The sequence below is a fragment of the Streptococcus sp. VTCC 12886 genome (assembly GCF_049893425.1).
GTDB lineage: Bacteria > Bacillota > Bacilli > Lactobacillales > Streptococcaceae > Streptococcus > Streptococcus suis_AA.
Map to the genome: position 1 here is coordinate 1 of NZ_JBMVJB010000039.1, position 18653 is coordinate 18653.

The 18653-nt window shown below is 37.5% G+C and carries 19 protein-coding genes and 1 pseudogene; 16 read left to right on the plus strand and 4 right to left on the minus strand.

What is annotated here, in order from left to right; genetic code table 11:
- Positions 1–24 precede the first annotated feature (24 nt).
- From ACPC57_RS10020 to ACPC57_RS10080, 13 genes are all read left to right on the plus strand, one after another.
- A complete protein-coding gene (locus tag ACPC57_RS10020) occupies positions 25–663 on the plus strand; it encodes a hypothetical protein (protein WP_039670292.1) in 639 nt (212 codons plus the stop codon).
- Positions 664–702: 39 nt separating this feature from the next.
- The gene (locus ACPC57_RS10025; protein WP_434066899.1) at positions 703–1779 is read left to right on the plus strand and encodes a DNA primase; all 1077 of its coding nucleotides are present in this window, start codon (positions 703–705) and stop codon (positions 1777–1779) included.
- A 53-nt stretch (positions 1780–1832) separates the two neighbouring features.
- Positions 1833–2060: a DUF5965 family protein gene (locus tag ACPC57_RS10030; RefSeq protein WP_039670294.1), complete on the plus strand. Its 228-nt coding sequence runs from the start codon at positions 1833–1835 to the stop codon at positions 2058–2060.
- Positions 2057–2446 carry a DUF5945 family protein gene (locus tag ACPC57_RS10035; RefSeq protein ID WP_434066900.1) on the plus strand — a complete coding sequence of 130 codons (390 nt, stop codon included), beginning with the start codon at positions 2057–2059 and terminating at the stop codon, positions 2444–2446. The genes ACPC57_RS10030 and ACPC57_RS10035 overlap by 4 nt, the downstream gene beginning before the upstream one ends.
- A 46-nt stretch (positions 2447–2492) precedes the next feature.
- Positions 2493–2783, plus strand: a complete 291-nt coding sequence (locus tag ACPC57_RS10040) for a hypothetical protein (protein WP_434066901.1) — start codon at positions 2493–2495, stop codon at positions 2781–2783.
- A gap of 68 nt (positions 2784–2851) precedes the next feature.
- Positions 2852–3328 carry a type II toxin-antitoxin system antitoxin PezA gene (pezA, locus tag ACPC57_RS10045; RefSeq protein WP_039670297.1) on the plus strand — a complete coding sequence of 159 codons (477 nt, stop codon included), beginning with the start codon at positions 2852–2854 and terminating at the stop codon, positions 3326–3328.
- Positions 3328–4104 (plus strand): type II toxin-antitoxin system toxin PezT, encoded by a 777-nt coding sequence (gene pezT / locus ACPC57_RS10050; protein WP_039670298.1) that lies wholly within the window; start codon positions 3328–3330, stop codon positions 4102–4104. The genes pezA and pezT overlap by 1 nt, the downstream gene beginning before the upstream one ends.
- Positions 4088–4897 carry a Hachiman antiphage defense system protein HamA gene (locus ACPC57_RS10055; protein ID WP_039670299.1) on the plus strand — a complete coding sequence of 270 codons (810 nt, stop codon included), beginning with the start codon at positions 4088–4090 and terminating at the stop codon, positions 4895–4897. Before pezT ends, ACPC57_RS10055 begins: the two co-directional genes overlap by 17 nt.
- A complete protein-coding gene (locus tag ACPC57_RS10060; protein WP_434066902.1) occupies positions 4894–7977 on the plus strand; it encodes a DEAD/DEAH box helicase in 3084 nt (1027 codons plus the stop codon). Before ACPC57_RS10055 ends, ACPC57_RS10060 begins: the two co-directional genes overlap by 4 nt.
- A 24-nt stretch (positions 7978–8001) precedes the next feature.
- Positions 8002–8898: a restriction endonuclease gene (locus ACPC57_RS10065; protein WP_111679168.1), complete on the plus strand. Its 897-nt coding sequence runs from the start codon at positions 8002–8004 to the stop codon at positions 8896–8898.
- A 340-nt stretch (positions 8899–9238) separates the two neighbouring features.
- Positions 9239–9601, plus strand: a complete 363-nt coding sequence (locus ACPC57_RS10070; RefSeq protein ID WP_115265880.1) for an SAG1252 family conjugative relaxosome accessory protein — start codon at positions 9239–9241, stop codon at positions 9599–9601.
- 2 nt (positions 9602–9603) lie between these two features.
- A complete protein-coding gene (gene mobC, locus ACPC57_RS10075) occupies positions 9604–9969 on the plus strand; it encodes a plasmid mobilization relaxosome protein MobC (protein WP_115265879.1) in 366 nt (121 codons plus the stop codon).
- A complete protein-coding gene (locus ACPC57_RS10080; RefSeq protein WP_434066903.1) occupies positions 9956–11839 on the plus strand; it encodes an SAG1250 family conjugative relaxase in 1884 nt (627 codons plus the stop codon). The genes mobC and ACPC57_RS10080 overlap by 14 nt, the downstream gene beginning before the upstream one ends.
- On the opposite strand, the gene ACPC57_RS10085 is transcribed toward ACPC57_RS10080, so the two are convergent.
- Positions 11772–12167: a hypothetical protein gene (locus ACPC57_RS10085; RefSeq protein WP_434065946.1), complete on the minus strand. Its 396-nt coding sequence runs from the start codon at positions 12165–12167 to the stop codon at positions 11772–11774. The genes ACPC57_RS10080 and ACPC57_RS10085 overlap by 68 nt on opposite strands.
- Before the next feature lie 198 nt (positions 12168–12365).
- On the opposite strand from ACPC57_RS10085, the gene ACPC57_RS10090 reads away from it, so the two are divergent.
- From ACPC57_RS10090 to ACPC57_RS10100, 3 genes are read left to right on the plus strand one after another with little or no spacing between them, the layout of a single operon-like run.
- A complete protein-coding gene (locus ACPC57_RS10090; RefSeq protein ID WP_024404826.1) occupies positions 12366–12707 on the plus strand; it encodes a LytR/AlgR family response regulator transcription factor in 342 nt (113 codons plus the stop codon).
- Position 12708: 1 nt separating this feature from the next.
- Positions 12709–13449, plus strand: coding sequence for a response regulator transcription factor (locus ACPC57_RS10095; protein WP_434066904.1), 741 nt, complete (start codon positions 12709–12711; stop codon positions 13447–13449).
- A 10-nt stretch (positions 13450–13459) separates the two neighbouring features.
- Positions 13460–14800: a sensor histidine kinase gene (locus ACPC57_RS10100; RefSeq protein WP_434065947.1), complete on the plus strand. Its 1341-nt coding sequence runs from the start codon at positions 13460–13462 to the stop codon at positions 14798–14800.
- A gap of 203 nt (positions 14801–15003) precedes the next feature.
- On the opposite strand, the gene ACPC57_RS10105 is transcribed toward ACPC57_RS10100, so the two are convergent.
- The 3 genes and pseudogenes from ACPC57_RS10105 to ACPC57_RS10115 form a co-directional block, all read right to left on the minus strand.
- On the minus strand, positions 15004–15159 hold the full coding sequence (locus ACPC57_RS10105) for a ComC/BlpC family leader-containing pheromone/bacteriocin (protein ID WP_434065948.1): 156 nt from the start codon (positions 15157–15159) through the stop codon (positions 15004–15006).
- Positions 15160–15257: 98 nt separating this feature from the next.
- Positions 15258–16619, minus strand: coding sequence for a bacteriocin secretion accessory protein (locus tag ACPC57_RS10110; RefSeq protein ID WP_434066905.1), 1362 nt, complete (start codon positions 16617–16619; stop codon positions 15258–15260).
- A gap of 11 nt (positions 16620–16630) precedes the next feature.
- Positions 16631–18547, minus strand: a pseudogene (locus ACPC57_RS10115) (peptide cleavage/export ABC transporter); the annotation flags it as partial.
- Positions 18548–18653 lie beyond the last annotated feature (106 nt).

Here is an 18653-nt window from a genome sequence, read left to right on the forward strand (position 1 = left end):
CTATCACTAATAAAGGAGTAAGCCATGTTAAATAAAGTGAAAGCTCGATTTCTGATTGGAGTAGGAGGTTTAATCGCAGTCAGTTTTATGGTCATGATTGGCTATACGATTAGCTCACAATCCGTTTCAAAACAAACTGAGCACCAAATACGAGCAGAAGCCAATAAACTTGTGACAAAGGAAAAGCAGGAGGAAAGAGCGACAGTCCTATTAGATGAGCTTGTCAAAGAATTTCTCACACAATATTTCACCAAGGTCCAACTAGGAGAAAATAACACTCGTATCAAGCCCTACATGACGGACTCGGCATTTTCAGAAGAGGAAGCAAATCAGAATAAAGCGATCAATCAAGTATATAAAGATTATATGCTTGACTACCGATTCGAATCAGCCAGTATCTTTGTCAATACAGAAAGCAATGTTGCACTTGCGGAAGTTACCTATCAAGTGACCTATGTTTCTGATTTGAGTGAGCAACAACAGCGAACCACTCAGACAGAAACCAAGACGGTTATGTTATCCTACTCCAAAGTTTCCGACAAGCTCCTGGTTAATCAGTTGACCATTTGGAATGGGAAACTGGAGGACATGGAAGAAGCCACAAATGGTGCTAATTCCAGCATACCAACGATTCAAGGAACAACGACTAGCGAGAACAACTAGCAGGAGACAGTCTTCTGCTTTTTTTGATAGGGAGACAAGATGACACGAATTAAAGCAGTAAAACAAAAGGCCATTTTAGATGTGGCTGAAAGTCTGGGTTATTCCTTCAGACGTTTATCAGGACACATTTATGAACACCCAGACCATGATTCCTTTCGGATTTTTGCGGATACCAATACTTTTAAATGGTTTTCAAGAGATAAACAAGGGGATGTGATAGACTTTGTTCAATTAGTAGCAGGTGTTACTTTCAAAGAGACTGTATCTTATCTTGAAACTGGAGGCTTTGAACAAGCTAAGGTGATAGAAGAAACGTATCAACCGTTTCAATATTATTTGCGTGAAGAACCCTTTCAGAAAGCACGTATTTACTTAAAAGACATTCGGGGTCTAAGTGATCAGACCATTAATACCTTTGGCAGACAAGGATTGCTTGCTCAAGCTATTTATCAAGCGGAGTCGGTTTTAGTGTTTAAAAGCTATGACCATAATGGTAGATTACAGGCCGCAAGCCTTCAGGGTCTCGTCAAAAATGAAGAAAAACACAAACGTGGTTATTTGAAGAAAATCATGAATGGATCTCATGGCCATGTCGGTATTAGTTTCGATATTGGGAATCCCAAGCGACTCATTTTTTGTGAATCAGTTATCGATATGATGAGTTATTATCAGCTTCACCAAAAGCAATTATTAGATACTCGCTTGGTGTCAATGGAAGGCTTAAAACTTTCAGTGATTGCTTATCAGACCTTGCGTCTAGCAGCAGAGAAACAAGGAAAAATGTCATTTCTAGATACAGTAAAACCAATCAGACTTAGCCATTATCTTCAGGCAATACAAGAGACGACAACCTTTTTTCAAACTCATTCAAACGTCATAACAATGGCTGTTGATAACGATGATGCAGGAAGAGAATTTTGTCAGAAACTGTCAGATAAAGGACTTCCGATTTCTCAAGATTTACCACCATTGCAGGGCCTTGAAACAAAGTCAGATTGGAATGATATTGTGAAACAGGAGAGTGAACTATCCATAAGTGATTTTATCCAAACAGCCCAAGCACAAGTCAATAAGAATCATCCTCCACCAAAACGAGAGAGTGTTTTGGAATTGTGATAACAAAATCAAGTTCGCTATCATAATCTAGAAAGTGACAAGGAGGACACCTTATGAGTGTGATTGAACGTCTGGCTGAAAAAGTAGCTAGGCAAGAAGAAAAGGTCTCACGTGAGACGGAGAAATTGGAAAACTATCGTAACCAACTACAAACAGCTATGTACAGTACATTTATCAAACGGCAACAATCTAGTCAGTTGTCATTTCATGAAGCACTAGAACAAGCCTTTGGTAAAGAAACCACACTACACCCGGATTACAGAAATGAGGATACAGAATGAGTAAAACATGGAATTTTGATCAGCCACTAGACGATGTGAAACCAACATCGTCCCATGAAGAACGAGCTAAAATCGCAGCACTTTTTCATAAACAGGATGAAAAACCAATTGAAGAAGTAGATTATGTGGCTGCTTTTGAACAGCAACAAAAGGAGTCAGAATCTAAAGATGTACAGATGCCTGAATCAAAAGTTAAACAAAATCAGCCGAAGATAGTAAATATCACAAGTGACTATAAACAACACTTGACAGATACTGTTGCACAAAACAACAAGGATATTTCCGCCTGTCAGACGCAAATTGAAAAACTTCATCAATTGATTGATGAAAAGAAAATCCAAAATAAAAAGTTACAGGCTATTTCAGTAGCCATTGATGATTTATAAATCAGGTAGTCCTCGGGCTACCTTTTTACAATTTAAGGAGAAGATAATGAAATTTTTTCAAAAGAAAACACAGAATCAAGACCGATTTAAACGACTGATCCATCGACTTTCAGAGATGTCAGATATTGAATTAACCAAAGTAGAGAAACTCCTAGATGTGGTTTTCGATACAAGTTTCAAGTCTAGTGAGAGAGCAGAATTATCCCGAAACGATATAACTACTGAGGAACAAAGTCTTGATAGATCAATCCAGGAAGCGAAAAATAAACTGAATACTGAGCAGTTGGAGAAGCGAATAGAGCAGTTTAAGCAATCGAAGAAACCTAAAAACGGATAACGCACCAAATATGGTGCGTTATCCGTTTTTATGGTATAATGAAAGCAAATATGAGGAGGTCTTTATCTATGATCGGAGACAATATAAAATCACTACGCCGAACACACGATTTAACACAGCCAGAATTTGCGAAAATGGTTGGAATTTCCCGCAATAGCCTGAGTCGCTATGAAAATGGAACCAGTAAAGTTTCAACAGAACTCATTGACTGTATTTGTCAGAAATTTAATGTTTCTTATGTTGATATTGTCGGGGAGGACAAGATGCTAACACCTGTTGAAGATTACCAATTGACCTTAAAAATCGAGATCATTAAAGAACGTGGAGCAGCCATTTTATCAAAGCTTTATAGATACCAAGATAGTCAAGATATTGCTTTTGATGATGAATCGAATCCGTGGATTCTCATGAGTGATGACTTGGCCGAATTGATTAACACGAAAATTTATCTTGTCGATACTTTCGATGAAATAGAGCGTTACAATGGCTATTTAGATGGTATTGAGCGGATGTTAGACATGGTGCATCATCGGGTGCTGGCATAATGAGATTGGAAGAATTTAGTGAGGCTGAGTTTCAGAAGGCCTTGCAGCGAACCATTCGGGCTTTAACCCGAGGCAAAACGATTCCAGAACAACCAAAAGCCATCTTGCTTGGCGGGCAAAGCGGAGCAGGTAAGACGACTATTCATCGTATCAAGCAAAAAGAATTTCAAGGCAATATCATTATCATCGATGGTGATAGCTACCGTTCTCAGCATCCCAATTATTTAGCCCTGCAAGAAAAGTATGGCAAGGACAGCGTGGACTATACCAAGGGATTTGCAGGAAAAATGGTAGAACATCTGGTTGACGAGCTCAGCACGCAGGGTTATCACTTGCTGATTGAGGGAACCTTGCGAACTACTCAAGTTCCTCGTAAGACTGCTCAATTACTCCGTTCTAAAGGCTACCAAGTTTCCTTAGCTGTGATTGGCACCAAACCAGAGCTTTCTTATCTCAGCACCTTGATTCGTTACGAAGAACTTTATGCCATCAATCCCAATCAGGCCAGAGCAACCCCAAAAAAACACCATGATGGGATTGTAGAGAACTTGGTTGATAACCTAAAGGAGCTCGAAAGCGATAAACTCTTTGACCAAATTCAGATTTATCAAAGAGATAGAACTTGTATCTACGATTCTGAAACTGATGAAGGCTCCGCGGCAGAAGTGCTACAAGAATGCCTCTTTGGAAAATGGAGCAAGATAGAGGAGGAGATGCTGAGGGTGGGAGAAGGACGGATGAGGGAGATGAGTAAAAGTAATGGAAAAGATGCATAGTTATATAAAGTATCTAACTCAAGAAGATCCTATTATTACTGATGAAGGTAAGCAGATTGAGATTCTTCACTTAGACATTCAAGATGACCCAGAAATTTTTGAAGATTGGGCAAAACAATTCAGAAGAAATTATTGTTCTGATGATGAACTTGCTGAAATGATAGGTTTTATGAATATCTCCCCTAAAGAGTATCTTGAAAATTTTAAATTACCCTCGGATAGTGGTATTGGCCTTTCAACGATGTCAGGTGATTTTGGAGAAATATTAGTATCTGATTATCTTCAGTATATTGAAGAATATGTGGTTCCTAGGACTCGTTATGATAGTAGGGTCAATAAAGATACTTCAACTCAAGGAAGTGACGTTCTAGGATATAAGCAAGATTCTTCGAATGTATCGAATGATGAGGTCGTAGTTATTGAAGTAAAATCATCGGCATCAGATTCTAGTAGCTCTAAAGCGAAAAATAAGCTTCAAGAAGCTATTAATCATTCTGATAAAGATTTTGAACGATTTTCAACCTCAATTGTAGCCAGCTATTTAAGGTTAAAGAAATCTAATAGTGATCAAGCAAATGTAGTAGAAAGATTTTTAAACATAACGGATAAACCATTTAATGTAATCTATGGAGCTGTTGCAGTCTACTCCAATCAATCATATGATATTGATGTTATCAAGACAGTAGTTTCAAAAAAACACAGAGATTTTCAGAAATTACGAATATTGGTCATTCATTCTGATGAATTAATGAAATTTATTAGAGAACTTTATTCGAAAGCGAGTGAGGTATGATAGAATTTGGGAGAAAGTCATTATATTTTTCAAAATTAGTGCGTTCAAAGGCAAAGATGATTGAATTTGATATTCCTTTAGAAAGTCATATTCCAATTTCAGAGGATGCTCAAAAATCGTTTCTTGGGGCACTAGCAATTGCTGCAGATACTGCTAGGAAGTATTTTGAAGATTATATCAATCATAAGAGTTTTGATTCACAATTAAAAAATCAATTACACAATGTTGCTGAATATTTTGATGCATTGCTGGTGTCAGGATTAGGAAATTCAGCTGAATATCAAGACTATATTGCAATACTAGGTACCACAGCTTATTATCTAGGCGATTATAATGGTAGTTCGAGAGTTATGGTTAACTACATATCGGATGATATGCACTTATTAGAAGAGAGTATAACTCTTGTAAAAGTATTTATTGACGTTATAACAGATAAACTCTTTTTGAATCATTCGCCAATAGAAGGTAAATACTCTAGTGAGTTAAATACTCTAGTGGAATCATATAGAAATTATATTTTATCAAAAACTGAGTTTTCTATAGATATTTATAGAGATTTACAAGATAAAGTATATAGGAATGGAAGTGATTTTTCTGTAATTATTGTAAATTGTCTCTTAGCAGTTGTATGTAAAAAAATAGATAGTTCATCAACGAAATTATTACCTGAATTTTCAGGATTAGATTTTTCTTTATGGCAGGATTATATACAATCAACAGGAAGCATAAAGGAGCTTTGGCCATCTCAAATTGAATTAGGAAGGAAAGGAATGTTTTCAGGTAAATCTGGAATCGTTCAGATGCCAACAAGTTCGGGTAAAACAGCCTCAATCAATCTAACTTTAAGATCAGCATTTTATTCAAATAGAATTGATAATGCATTGATTGTTGCACCTTTTAGAGCATTATGTAGAGAAATATATCGAGATATTAATGCACATTTCGTTGATGAGAATAATGTGATTGTTAGTGAAGTTTTTGATTTACCGGAGATTCCACAGGATTTCTCAATTTTTAATGATGGTAAAAAAAGAGTTTTTATACTTACTCCAGAGAAATTATTGTTTTTATTGAGAAATCATCAAAGTTTTATTGATGAAATAGGACTTTGTATATTTGATGAAGCACATCTTTTTGATGATCCAAGTCGTGGAACCAATTTTGAATTACTGTTGTCAACGGTTAAACAAATTTTCCCAAAAGAAATACAGAAGATTTTAATTTCTGCTGTAATACCAAATAGTGAAGCTATAAATCGGTGGTTTAACGAAGATGGAGTAATCGTTTCTAATAATTCGATTAAAACAACAGAGAAAAGAGTTGCGTTTAGTGATTTAAACGGGAGTAATGAGCAATTATATTTCATAGATCCTATTACATTTGAAGAAGAATTTTTTGTTCCACGTACTGTTGATGTTAGTGAATTAGAGCGGCTTGGAAAAGAACGCAAACAAAAAGTATTTCCAGAACTGACAAACGCAAATGATATAAGTATTTATTATGGGACTAAGCTAATTAATAATGGTGGAGTAGGAATTTTTTGTGGAAGAAAAGACACGGTCAATGTTGTTTTACGAAGATTTATAGACTTAAATAATAGGAATTATGATCTAACTGATTTCTTAAAAAACTCAGATAGGTCTGAAGTTGAAAAAATAGGAAATTTAATTGGTCAAAATTTAGGATATGATAGTGTTGAATATATAAGTAGTCAGCTAGGAGTTTTTTCACATCATTCAGGTATACCTATGGGGATACGCATTGCTATAGAGTATGCTTTTTCAAAAAGTAAAATAAATAACGTAGTATGTACTTCAACCTTAGCACAAGGTGTAAACTTACCTATTAAATACTTGATTATCTCAAGTGTGTATCAAGCAGGAGATGCAATAAAAGTTCGTGATTTTCAGAATTTGATAGGTAGAGCAGGAAGGGCTGGAAAATATACAGAAGGAACAATAATTTTAACAGAGCCCAATATTTATAAATCACCAAAAAATAAGTGGAAAAAACAAAACTATGAAGCATTGTTAAATCCTATTAATACAGAGGGTTGTCAAAGCAATATTCTCAGTATTATACAGTTTAAATCAGTAGTTCCCACTGATTATCGATTCGAACCTATAAAATTTGATTATTGGAGTTTGATTAAAGAGAGATTTGACAGTTCTGTAGACTACAGAACAAAAATAAATAATATTTTATCAGAATTAAAAGGACAGAACAGTCCTTATTTTAAGGATTTTAATTCTAAGATAGATCAGATTGATAATACCCTAATTGCAATTGAAAATTATATTGCTTCTATGTATGCTACTGAATTGGAGACTGATAGTTTAGCTGAAAATACTTTTGGATATTTCTTAGGTAATGAAGAGGAGCAAGAAAAAATAAAAGAATTATTTATCTTGATAAAATCTAAAATAATTACCAGTTTAGTAGAAACTGAAATAATTGCAAAAAACTCAATTGGATTATATCAATCTGAGTTATTAAATGAATGGGTTCAGGAAAATAAAACTTCTATCCTTTCTTGTGAGAAGGAGGAAGATTTATTAGGTGTTTTAACTAAGATAATAATAGATCTTTCAAATAACAAGGCGATGAGAAAATTAAGTATAGAAAATCTAAATTATATTTCTCAACTCTGGATTAAGGGTATTTCTTATTTTCAAATATTGGAAAGTTGTACTGAAAAATCAATTAGTATTGAGAAAAGAGGTAAGTCAAAACCAATTGATATGTCTGACATAATCTCAATTTGTGATAATGGATTAGGGTATGAAACATCAATGGTTTTAAATGCGATTAATAATATTCTTGAAGAACTAGTTGGAGAGGAATTGGACGTATTGACTATGTTAATAAAGAGGCTGAAATATGGGCTACCTCTGGAAAAAGAAATCAATATCTATGAATTAGGTTTTTCAGATAGAATTGTGGTCCAAGTTATTGGTCAAGAGATTAATTCTGTAAGTAAGAATCAAATTAGAAATGAAATCAAACGGAAATCAGCTAGACTAGAAGATAAATTGAGTGATTTTCCAAGTTATTATACACAGATAATTAATGAAATGTAATATTGTTGATAGATAGGAGAAAAAATGACTAAAATATCTTTTGAAATCCAACAACAAATTATTCAATGTTTTGGATTATGTTTTCACTATAAAGATACTGTCGTTTCATTTATGCAAACTTCGGGAGTTCCTAATGATTTAATATTAAAATCGAAATCGGAACCGAAGTTTGTTTGGGCGAAAAATGTTATAAATGAACTTAATAAAACAGAAAATGGAAGATTGATAATTAGACGAATAGCAACTGAATTTTATAAGATGAAAAATATTCCTGATGAAGTTCAAGATAGAGATAGAGGATTAGATGCGTTAAGAAAATTAAAGCGATTGATAGTTGATACTCAACAGAACAAGGTTAACGAGACACTTAATAATTCTTATCATCGTTCAAAACAGGAAATGAAAATACAACTCAAGCAACAACGCCTTCAAAAAATTGAAGAACTAAAAACGGAGTATTATTCGCTATTTTCAAGTGAGAATCCTCAAGAAAGAGGATATCGTTTAGAAAAAATTGTTGCTAATTTATTCAGAATTAACGATATTGATTACCATGATTCGTATAGAAATAGCACAAATACTCAACAGTTAGATGGCTATTTTAGGTTTGAAGGTTTCGATTATTTAGTTGAAATGAAATGGGAAAAAAATCCAGTAAATTCTCCGAAAATTGCTTCTTTAAAACAAAAAGTTGATACAAAACTAACTTCGACTCGGGGACTGTTTCTTTCAATAAATGGTTTTAGAGATGAAGTAATACAAGATTTTTCTAATAAAGATGCTAAAATTTTATTTATGGATGGACAAGAATTAGCTTATATTCTAGAAAATAGAATTAGTTTGTACGAAGCTTTAAAAGTTAAGATAATTGGTGCTTCTAAAACTGGCAATCCAAATGTTTCTATAATTAATCAAGAATAACTTTTCCGAGAGCGTCAGCTCTCTTTTTTCTTACCCTCATTTTTCATGTTGTGATACCTTTTCCAAATCATCCCTGTTATCCTTATATCACTCATATGAAAATCAAGTGTTGATTTTCTACTGGGGGTTTGGGGGCGAAGCCACCAAGTTATCTTATCGTTGGCTGTCAAAACTCAAAGGTTTTGGTCGGCTGGCGATATGATTTTTTGGATATTGTGGACACAATATCTGAGCTCGCAAAAGCCGAAAAGCGAAGCGTTGAGGCTTTTAGGAAGCACCCGTATCCCATACGGTATCGGGGCTGACCCGATAGAGGCAAGTAGAGAAGGAGTATAACGAGATGACAGACCACTATCGTATTATCCGTAAGGAAATCAATCTGACACCAGGAGAACTGGAGCAGATTCAGGAGCTGATGAAGCAGGAACACGCAGAGCAATTCTCTCCCTTTGTCCGTCAAAAGCTGATGGACTTGGCTGAGAGGAAGCAGGCAGTAACGGATTGGTTTGCCCTTTGGCAGTCCCAGAAGATTGAACAAATCAGTCGAGACATTTTACAAGTGACTATCTTGGCTGAACAGACCCAGCAGGTCACGGCAGAGCACCTGCGAATTATCTTGGCCTGTGTGCAGGAGTTGATGGCAGAAGTGGAGAAGGCTATCCCACTTAGCCCAGATTTTCGTGACAAGTACATGGGAGGTTAGATATGGAAAATCGTTACCGCACCAACCTCAAAAAAGTCTTTCTGACAGACCAGGAGTTGGAAACCCTGAACAACCGTATCGGTCAGAGTGGCTGTAAAAATTTCTCTGCTTATGCTAGAAAAGTTCTGCTCAATCCCAACATGACCTTTCTGACCATTGACACCAGTAGCTATGACGACTTGGTATTTGAGTTGAGACGAATCGGAAACAACCTCAATCAAATCGCACGGACCGCCAACCAGACTCACATCTTAACACCAAGTGACCGTGGATTTTTGGTGCAAGGCATTGGCCAACTCATCAAGGAAGTGGAGAAGGACTTTAACATAAAGTGTCAGCAGCTGAAGGAGTTTTATGGTCGTCACTAAACACTTTGCGGTGCATAGCACCAAGTATCGTAAGAGCCTCATCAAGTATATTCTCAATCCAGAAAAGACGAAGAAGCTGAAACTGGTCTCTGATTTTGGCATGAGCAATTACTTGGACTTTCCCAGCTATGAGGAATTGGTGGAGATGTATCAGGCAAACTTGACCAATAATGATCGGCTCTATGATTCCAGAAACGATCGCCAGCAACTCAAGCAGACCAAAATCCATGCCCACCACTTGATTCAATCATTTTCTCCTGAAGACAAGCTGACACCAGAGGAAATCAATCGCATTGGCTACGAAACCATCAAGGAATTAACAGGAGGCAACTTTCGTTTCATCGTCACGACACACACAGACAAGGACCATATCCATAATCATATCCTAATAAATGCCATTGACCTCCATTCCGACAAGAAGCTTAAATGGGACTACGCCCAGGAGAGGAATCTTCGCCTGATTTCTGACCGCTTGGCCAAGGAAGCAGGAGCAAAGATTATTCCGCCCAATCGCTATTCGCATGATCGGTTTGAAACCTACCGCAAGACCAATCACAAGTTTGAACTCAAGCAGCGGCTCTATTTTCTCCTGGAAAACAGTAAGAGCTTTGAGGACTTTATGGCCAAGGCTCCTGCTCTAAACGTGGAGATAGATTTCTCTCGCAAGCACGCCAGATTTTTCATGACCGACCGAGACATGAGGCAGGTCATTCGTGGCAATCAGTTGGATAAGCGACAGCCTTACACGGAGGACTATTTCAGAGAGCGGTTTGCGACACGAGCTATTGAGCAGCGACTGGATTTTCTCTTGCCCAGAGTACGAAACCTCTCTCATCTTTTGGAAATAGCAGAGCAGTTAAACCTGAAAATCTCCCCGAAGAAAAAGCATGTTACCTTTACCTTGAAAGAGGACGACCGAACAATTTCCATTGAGAACAAAAAGGTCAGCACAAAACACCTCTACGATGTTCAGTTCTTGGAGGATTATTTTGATAAAAGAGGCATCACACCAGAACATGACTTGGTTAACCTGGTCTCAGACTTTGAAGCCTACCAAGAAGAGCAGAACCAGAATAAGCTCCCAATTGAGGAACTCTTAGCGGCCTATAAGGATTTCAAAGAAAAACGGGACCAAGTTCAGGAGTTTGAAGTTGTTTTAGCAGAACACCAGATTGACAAGTTAGTCAAGGACGGTCTCTTTGTCAGAATCAATTATGGTATCAAAAAAGACGGCTTGGTCTTCATACCAAACCGCAACTTGGATATTCATGATAATGAACAAGGCAAGTTCTACCATGTCTTTATCCGAGAGACCGCTCAGTTTTTTATCTACAATAAAGAGAACTCTGACCTCAACCGCTACATGCGAGGACGGGAGTTAATCCGCCAGCTCACTCACGACAGCAAGCATATCCCTAAACGCAGACGACCGACCAGGACCAGCCTTAAAGAGAAAATTGCAGAGATCAATCTTTTTATCGAGCTAGACCTCAACAACCAGGCCTACCAAGAAGTCAAAGACGAACTCATCAACGAAATTGCCCAGCTGGATTTGAACATTACGGATTTGCAGGATAAGGTTGCTTATCTCAATAAGGTGGCGGAAGTATTGATCAACCTTAACAATTCTGATTCAGAAAATCGAAGACTGGCACGATACGACTACGCCAAGATGAATTTGACTGTGGCAATTATACTTGAACAGGTGGAAGAAGAAATAGAAAAAAATCAAAAATCTATGACGAAATGGATAGATGATTACGAATATAAGGTTAGGAAACTTGAGGTTCTGCTTCAGACACTTAATCACTCTCTGGATTCTTCAAACCATAGAGACCGTCCAAGTAAAAATGAATTTGATCTCGAATAAAAGTTAATGATTTGTTTTCAGTTGTATCTATGACACCAAAGACTCGATAATGATTGCGATAAAGCTCCTCATAATCAATGTTACTGCCAATAAGGATAATGTTTGCCAGTTGAGAATGTCTTCTTATGTCTTCCAAAAAGAAGGTCACCTGCTCTGATGTCAAAAAGTTTGATTTTATGATAAAATAGGTGGTAGGAATATAGGATTTGTAAGGATAATAAGAGAAAGAAAGTTTGATTTTTGAATGAAGTTGACTGATGAACAAGTAATGTTGAATGACTAATGATACAAAAATACTTAGTAGGGAATGGGGAAAAATTTTGATCATACTTATCCTTTCTTTGTAGTGGTTTTGGAACTTGATTATATCATCTGTTGGTGATTCAGTTAGCTTTGTTTCTTGAATGTACTTCTAACTTTCCTAAATGGTAAAATCTTACCATTCAAGACGTTTGGATAACCATTTAGGATTTGACAAGAATATGATGTTGCTCTTATGGTATAGTGTTCATAGGAGGATATGCCTATGAACTTTATGATTATCAAAGTCAAGGATGAAACAAAGAAAGTACTGCTGTCAGATATTCTATATATCATATCGCATCCATCTAAACCACATTATATTCAAATTGTGACTGAGAAAGAGATTTATGATTGCTTACAAAAGCTACAAAGTATAGAGGAATTGTATCCGGAATGTTTTATTAGATGCCATCGGTCTAGTCTAGTTAACCGTTCAAAAATTAAGGTTATCAATTCTCGAGAAAAACGTATTTTTCTTGGAGAAAAAGGAGAACATTGCCTTACTTTTTCAAGACGTCGTTATCAGGACATACTGCATCAGTGGATTAACAAAGGAGGGATGTAGCATGAATATCTTTGTAATGGAAGATGATTTTATGCAACAAGCGAGAATTGAGAAGATTATTACTAAACTGTTAGAAAAGCACAACTTCGTTCCGAAAAAATTTGAAATTTCAGGAAAACCTCATCAGCTACTTCAAGCAATAGAAGAAAAAGGAGTACATCAGCTCTTCTTTTTAGATATTGAGATTAAGGAAGACGAACTAAAAGGACTTCAAGTCGCTAAACAAATTAGAGAGATTGACCCTTATGCTAGTATTGTTTTTGTGACAACACACTCCGAGTTTATGCCCTTATCTTTCAGGTACCAGGTATCTGCCTTGGACTATATTGACAAAGAGCTTGGAGTTACCGAATTTGAATCGCGAATAGAAGCAGCTTTACTTCATACTCACAATAAGGACAATAGCGCCGTATCGGATGATTCATTCTATTTTAAGTCCAAATATGCTCAAGTACAATACCCATTCAATGAAGTGTACTACATCGAGACTTCTCCCCGCCCTCATCGTGTTATCCTTTATACCAAGACAGACCGAATGGAGTTCACAGCAAGTTTGTCAGACATTTTGAAACAAGATAAACGACTTGTACAATGTCATCGTTCATTTGCAATCAATCCGAGGAATGTTGTTAAAGTGGATAAAAATGAAAAACAGATCTACTTTCCTAATGGAGCCGCCTGTTTTCTTTCAAGGCAAAAGCTAGAATCAACTTTAGCTGTTATTGATAGACTGCATAGATAAAGGAGAAAGGATGTCTGTTTTAAACTATATTATTGAAGCCATTGTTTCATTGGGTTCACTCATTGTTCTCTTTTTTAGTGTTAACCGCTTAAAGTATTCTATCCGTTCAATCCTCTTGGTCATTCTGCTCAGAGTATCCGTTGCAGCCCTTTTCGCGACTTTAAGTCAGTTATTTTCAAGTCAATTCTTCTCTTATTTTGACACCCCTTTGTATGGTTTACTGTTGGCTATTGTGTTTTTGAGACCACTGTCTAAAACCTTATTGATTTTCTGTGGTTTATTTCCTTTTATTCTGGAAAATCTTTTCTATCGTATGGTCCTTTATTTTATTTTCCCCTTATTTGGTCAGACCCCAGGTATCATAGAAGACACTCCAACTTTTGTTTTCGTTAATCTCCTGTCTACATTGTCTGTTCTATTTTTCTTAGGTTGGTTAAGATATGATTTTGTCAAGTTAAGAACGGACAATCTTGCAGCTGAAGATAAACGGATCCTCTATATGACTAATTGGGTAATGCTTGCATACTATCTTTTAATGCAAACATTGACTTATTTAGAGTATGACATCGGATTGCCGACAATGGCTTATCGTCAATTTATTCTAGTGACTTATCTTGTTATCTTCATGGGAATTATCAAACAACTGGATTTACATTTGCGAGAAAAAATACAAGAGCAGTTTGATTTTCAACAAGCCCTGCAACTAAAAAACTTGGAGGACTATAGTAACCAAATTGAGGAGCTTTATCGAGAGGTTAGGGGCTTCCGGCATGATTATTCAAATTTATTAACAACCTTACGATTGGGAATTGAAGAAAATGACATGGTGCAGATAAAGGATGTTTACCAATCTGTGTTAAAGGATTCGCATAAACAGTTGCGAGCTAGTAAATATGATATTGGGCGTTTGGTCAATATTGATAATTCTGCCTTAAAAAGTTTATTGGCATCCAAATTTTTACAGGCTAATGATAATCATGTAGCCGTTAGCTTGGAGGTGCCAGAAGCGATTAAACCGCAAGGAATGGAGTTAGTGGACTTTATCACGATTGTTTCGATTCTATGTGATAATGCCATAGATGCTACCAAAGGAACCTTTGGAAAGATTACCATTGCTTTCTTATCTGTAGATAATAAGCAAATGTTTATTATTGAAAATAACACCAAGGAAGAAAAAGTTGACCTTTCAGAGCTTTATGCCTTTGGTCATAGTTCTAAAGGCGAGGGCAGAGGTATTGGTCTATATAATGTCATGAAAATTCTAGAGCGTTACCCACACGTATCACTTAACACGACTAGTGCATCTTATCTGTTTGGCCAATCTCTAGAAATTGACTTGTCATCGAAATAAAAAAGTTGGACCATGGGAGTGGGAAAGAACTCGACTAGTAAAAAAAGAGTTCGTCTTCCCGCCCCCGCACAGTTGATTAGGTCAGATTTTGAGTGTAAAACACGAACAAGTCTGCCAATCAACCACCGCGCTGAGATGTTGACACGAACCTCGAGAAGCGAAGTTGGGCTTTTGCCCAGCCTCTCGGTCCAGATTTTTTGATGTTAGCCCAGTTTATGTTTATTATTGCTGTCTATGGCTTGCTTTGACTTAGGAAAATATTTCATCCAATCACTCCACCAATCTCCACCAGAGATGCGGTGGAGTTCTGACGAGGTTAGTTCTGAGAAATGCGTGAGTGATTTTGTTTGCTTGGTCATAGTAGGACCTCCTTTATTTAATCTTTAATTTATTGTACACAAAATATAGCAATTTTTGACATTCAAATCCTGAACAGTCATTTAACTTTCCTAAATGGTTAATCATGGTTGGATAAAATTTTATCCTTGTAGTAATCAAAGTAAGTCTTCTTGGCAATGATACTTGTGACTCGACCCTGGAGACCGTACTGGATGACGTCGCTATGCTTGTCGGATAGTTGAGCCAAGGCAGTAACTTTGAAAAGATTCCCCTCCTCAGTTTTAGTAGCAGTTTTATCGATAGACTTAATTTTTCCAACAACAGTGATGCTTTGGTTGCCAACTTTTTCTAAGCTCAGGCGTACGTCTTGTTTTTCTTTGAGTAAGGCGACATGTTCTGAAGTCACGTAGTAAGTAATGAGGAATTCTTTGGTTTGATTGATATTGGGGTAAATCTGAGCGATTTCACTACCGCTTGGAATCAAAGACTTTCCTTCAAACTCACTATTGAGATGGATTACCCCTGTTTCAGGAGCTGTAATGGTATTGTTTTCTAGTCGGACGGATGCTTGCTCTAACTGTGCTGCTAGCTCTGTGATTTGCGTTTCAAGGGTGGTCAGCTGCTGAGAGGCCGATTGTAAAAACTGTGTTCTTAGGACCTCAACCTTTGTTACAAAGCTGTTATCATAGGTTGCAACAGAGCCAGTTCCAGCTCGTTGGATGTTCAGACTAGCTATAGATGATTCTAGCCCTGAGATACTTTGGTTGATTTGAGAAAGGTATTGATCAGTTAATCCTGTCTGGGAGTCTTGTTGGGATTGGGCTAAGAAATTGTTTAAGGTGGCTTGGTGTGGATTGCCAGCTGATAAACTGGTTTGTCTATTGGTAATGGCTTGGCGAAGCTCCTCGTATTCTGCTATTTGGTGATAGATTTGATTGATTTGCGTGTCAATCGCAGCAATGGTATTACCTGCTAGGGCAGCCTGGTTACTCACCTCTGCATTGGTTTTGGAAATTCCTAGTTCGATGTCCTGTGACTGGGTGATAAAGTTGTTAAAAGTATTGATATAGCCAAATTCGTCCTCCCCTGTAAAGAGGTTCGTTCCCTGTGCCAGGCTTTCTTTGAGGGTTTCAAGTCCAGTTTTCTGTCTATTTAGAGTGGCTAGCTGGGTTTCAAGGGCTTGTTTTTGGGAACTCTCCATAGTTTCAGCGTATTGGATGATGAGCTCATTCTTTTTAACCAGCTTGTTATTGGCTAGATTATTGGTTGTGATAGGGTTATTGCTGGTGGATTGGATGGAAGCGATGATTGTCGTCGGAGTAATTTCACCTCTTGATGTGACGGTAACCTCCTTTTTGGCAAAAAGGGAGAAGGTTAGAAGAAAGCCGACTAATAATATCAAGGGGACAATTAAGAGTGTCGCAAAATTATGGTAGCGCCGCTGGTAAAATTCAGCACTTTTGAACAAATTAGGGTTCATGCTTAGTCTCCTTACTTGCTAAATAGATGATGGTAGAAACCTTGTTTGGTCATCAATTCGTGATGTGAACCAGTCTCAATGACCTTCCCTTGGTCAAGAACGATAACTTGGTTGGTTCGCTCAGAAATACTGAGGCGGTGTGCGACAAAGATAATGGTCTTGTCTGCCATGGCCATTAAATTATCAATGACCTTTTTCTCCGTTAGCACATCAAGGCCGCTAGTGGCTTCATCAAGAATAAGAACAGGGGCTTTAGTCAGTAGAGCCCTAGCCAAAGCAATCCGTTGCTTTTGACCACCCGATAAGCCAGCTCCGTCAGACAATTCTGTTTGATAGCCCATAGGCATCTGCTCGATATCTTGTCGAATTTCAGCGATCTCACAAGCTCTGATAATATCTTCCTGACTAATCAGTTGATTAGCCCCTAAAGTCAAGTTTTCTAAGATTGAACCACTGAAGATATAAGCTTGTTGTGGGAGGTAGTTAATGTGTTGCCGAAGCGTCTTTTTATCAATTAGTTTAAGGTCATTGTTGTTGATGGTGATTCGACCCTTGTAAGGCTCAAAGAAATTGACAATCATCTTGGCCAAGGTTGTCTTTCCTGAGCCGCTAATTCCCACTAGACTGACCTTATCGCCTTGTTTGATGGTCAGATTGATATCCGATAGGGTGTCACGTCCGAAACCGTACTTATAGGAAAGGTCTTCAAAGCGAATATCGCCAGTCAGGAACTGTGAATCTGTTAAGGTCTGACTGTTACTGAATTCAGATTCAACCAGGTAGACTTCATTCAGGCGATTGTTAGCCACCTTGGCAGACTGGAGCTTGGTTTGGAGGTTTATAATATTTTCTAAAGGATTGGTAAAATAAGATAGAAGGGTGTTGAAGGTGATCAGTTGTCCAACTGAAATGTGTCCGTTCATGACTAGTTGAGCCCCAAACCACAAGATGACGATATTTAGAATGAGCTGAGCTCCCTGTTTAAGGGTAGTTTGCAGGATAGAGTATTTACTGAGTTTGAAGGATTTGTCCAGGTAATCTACGAACTCGCTATCAATCTTCTGGTAGCGGCTTTCTTCGCTGGTCAAGGATTTGATGGTTTCAATGCCGTTGATGTCTTCGATAATGGCAGAGCTGACCATGGAATTGCTCTGCATAACATCGTTATTCATCTTCTCAAACGGCTTCATAAAAGCAAAAATAATGATGATGTAAATGGGAACTGAAATTAAGGAGAGCAGGAAGAGGTTGGTGTTTTGTACCAAAAGCACACCACCGACGATGGTCAAAATAGAGACATCAAGGAAGAGTGACAAAATGGTCGATGCCAGGGCATCAATGATTGAATTGGCATCTGTAAAGCGAGAGATAACCTCACCAGTCCGCCGCGTCGCAAAGAAGGACATGGGCAGTTCAAAGATATGACGGATATAGGAAAGAATCACATCAATACTTAGCCGCTGGCTGAGCACAGTCAAAAGGTAATCTCGTGAGAAACTCATCATCTGCTGGAGGATGTAGGTGATAATCAAGCCGATGGAGATAATCCCCAAGGTTGACTTCATTTGATTAGGAATGTATTCATCCAAAATCCCTTGCAGGTAGTAAGAACCACCAATATTGATAAGCGTCACCAAAAGGCTAGCCAAGACGATATAAAAGATAAGCGCACGTTGCCTGAAAATCAGAGGGAGAAAACTCATCAGGCCGTTCTTTTTATCCTTATGAGGTTTGTAGCTAGGCTCTGGAGCTAGAAAAATGGCTACACCAGTCCATTCAGAAGAAAATCGCTCCTTGGACATCTTTGTCACCTTGACTGTAGGGTCAGGATCACCAATGATAAGATGATCTTTTTTGGTTTGATACACTACATAGTAGTGTTGGAGCTTTCCTTCTTTATTGACGTGAACGATGAAAGGGTAAGGGATGAATAGGTTACACTAAACTAGACAGAAGAATAAAGTGTTCTACACTAAAGAAAAGAGGAGAACAGATATGTCTAGAAAAATTCGCCGTTACTTCACAGATGACTTC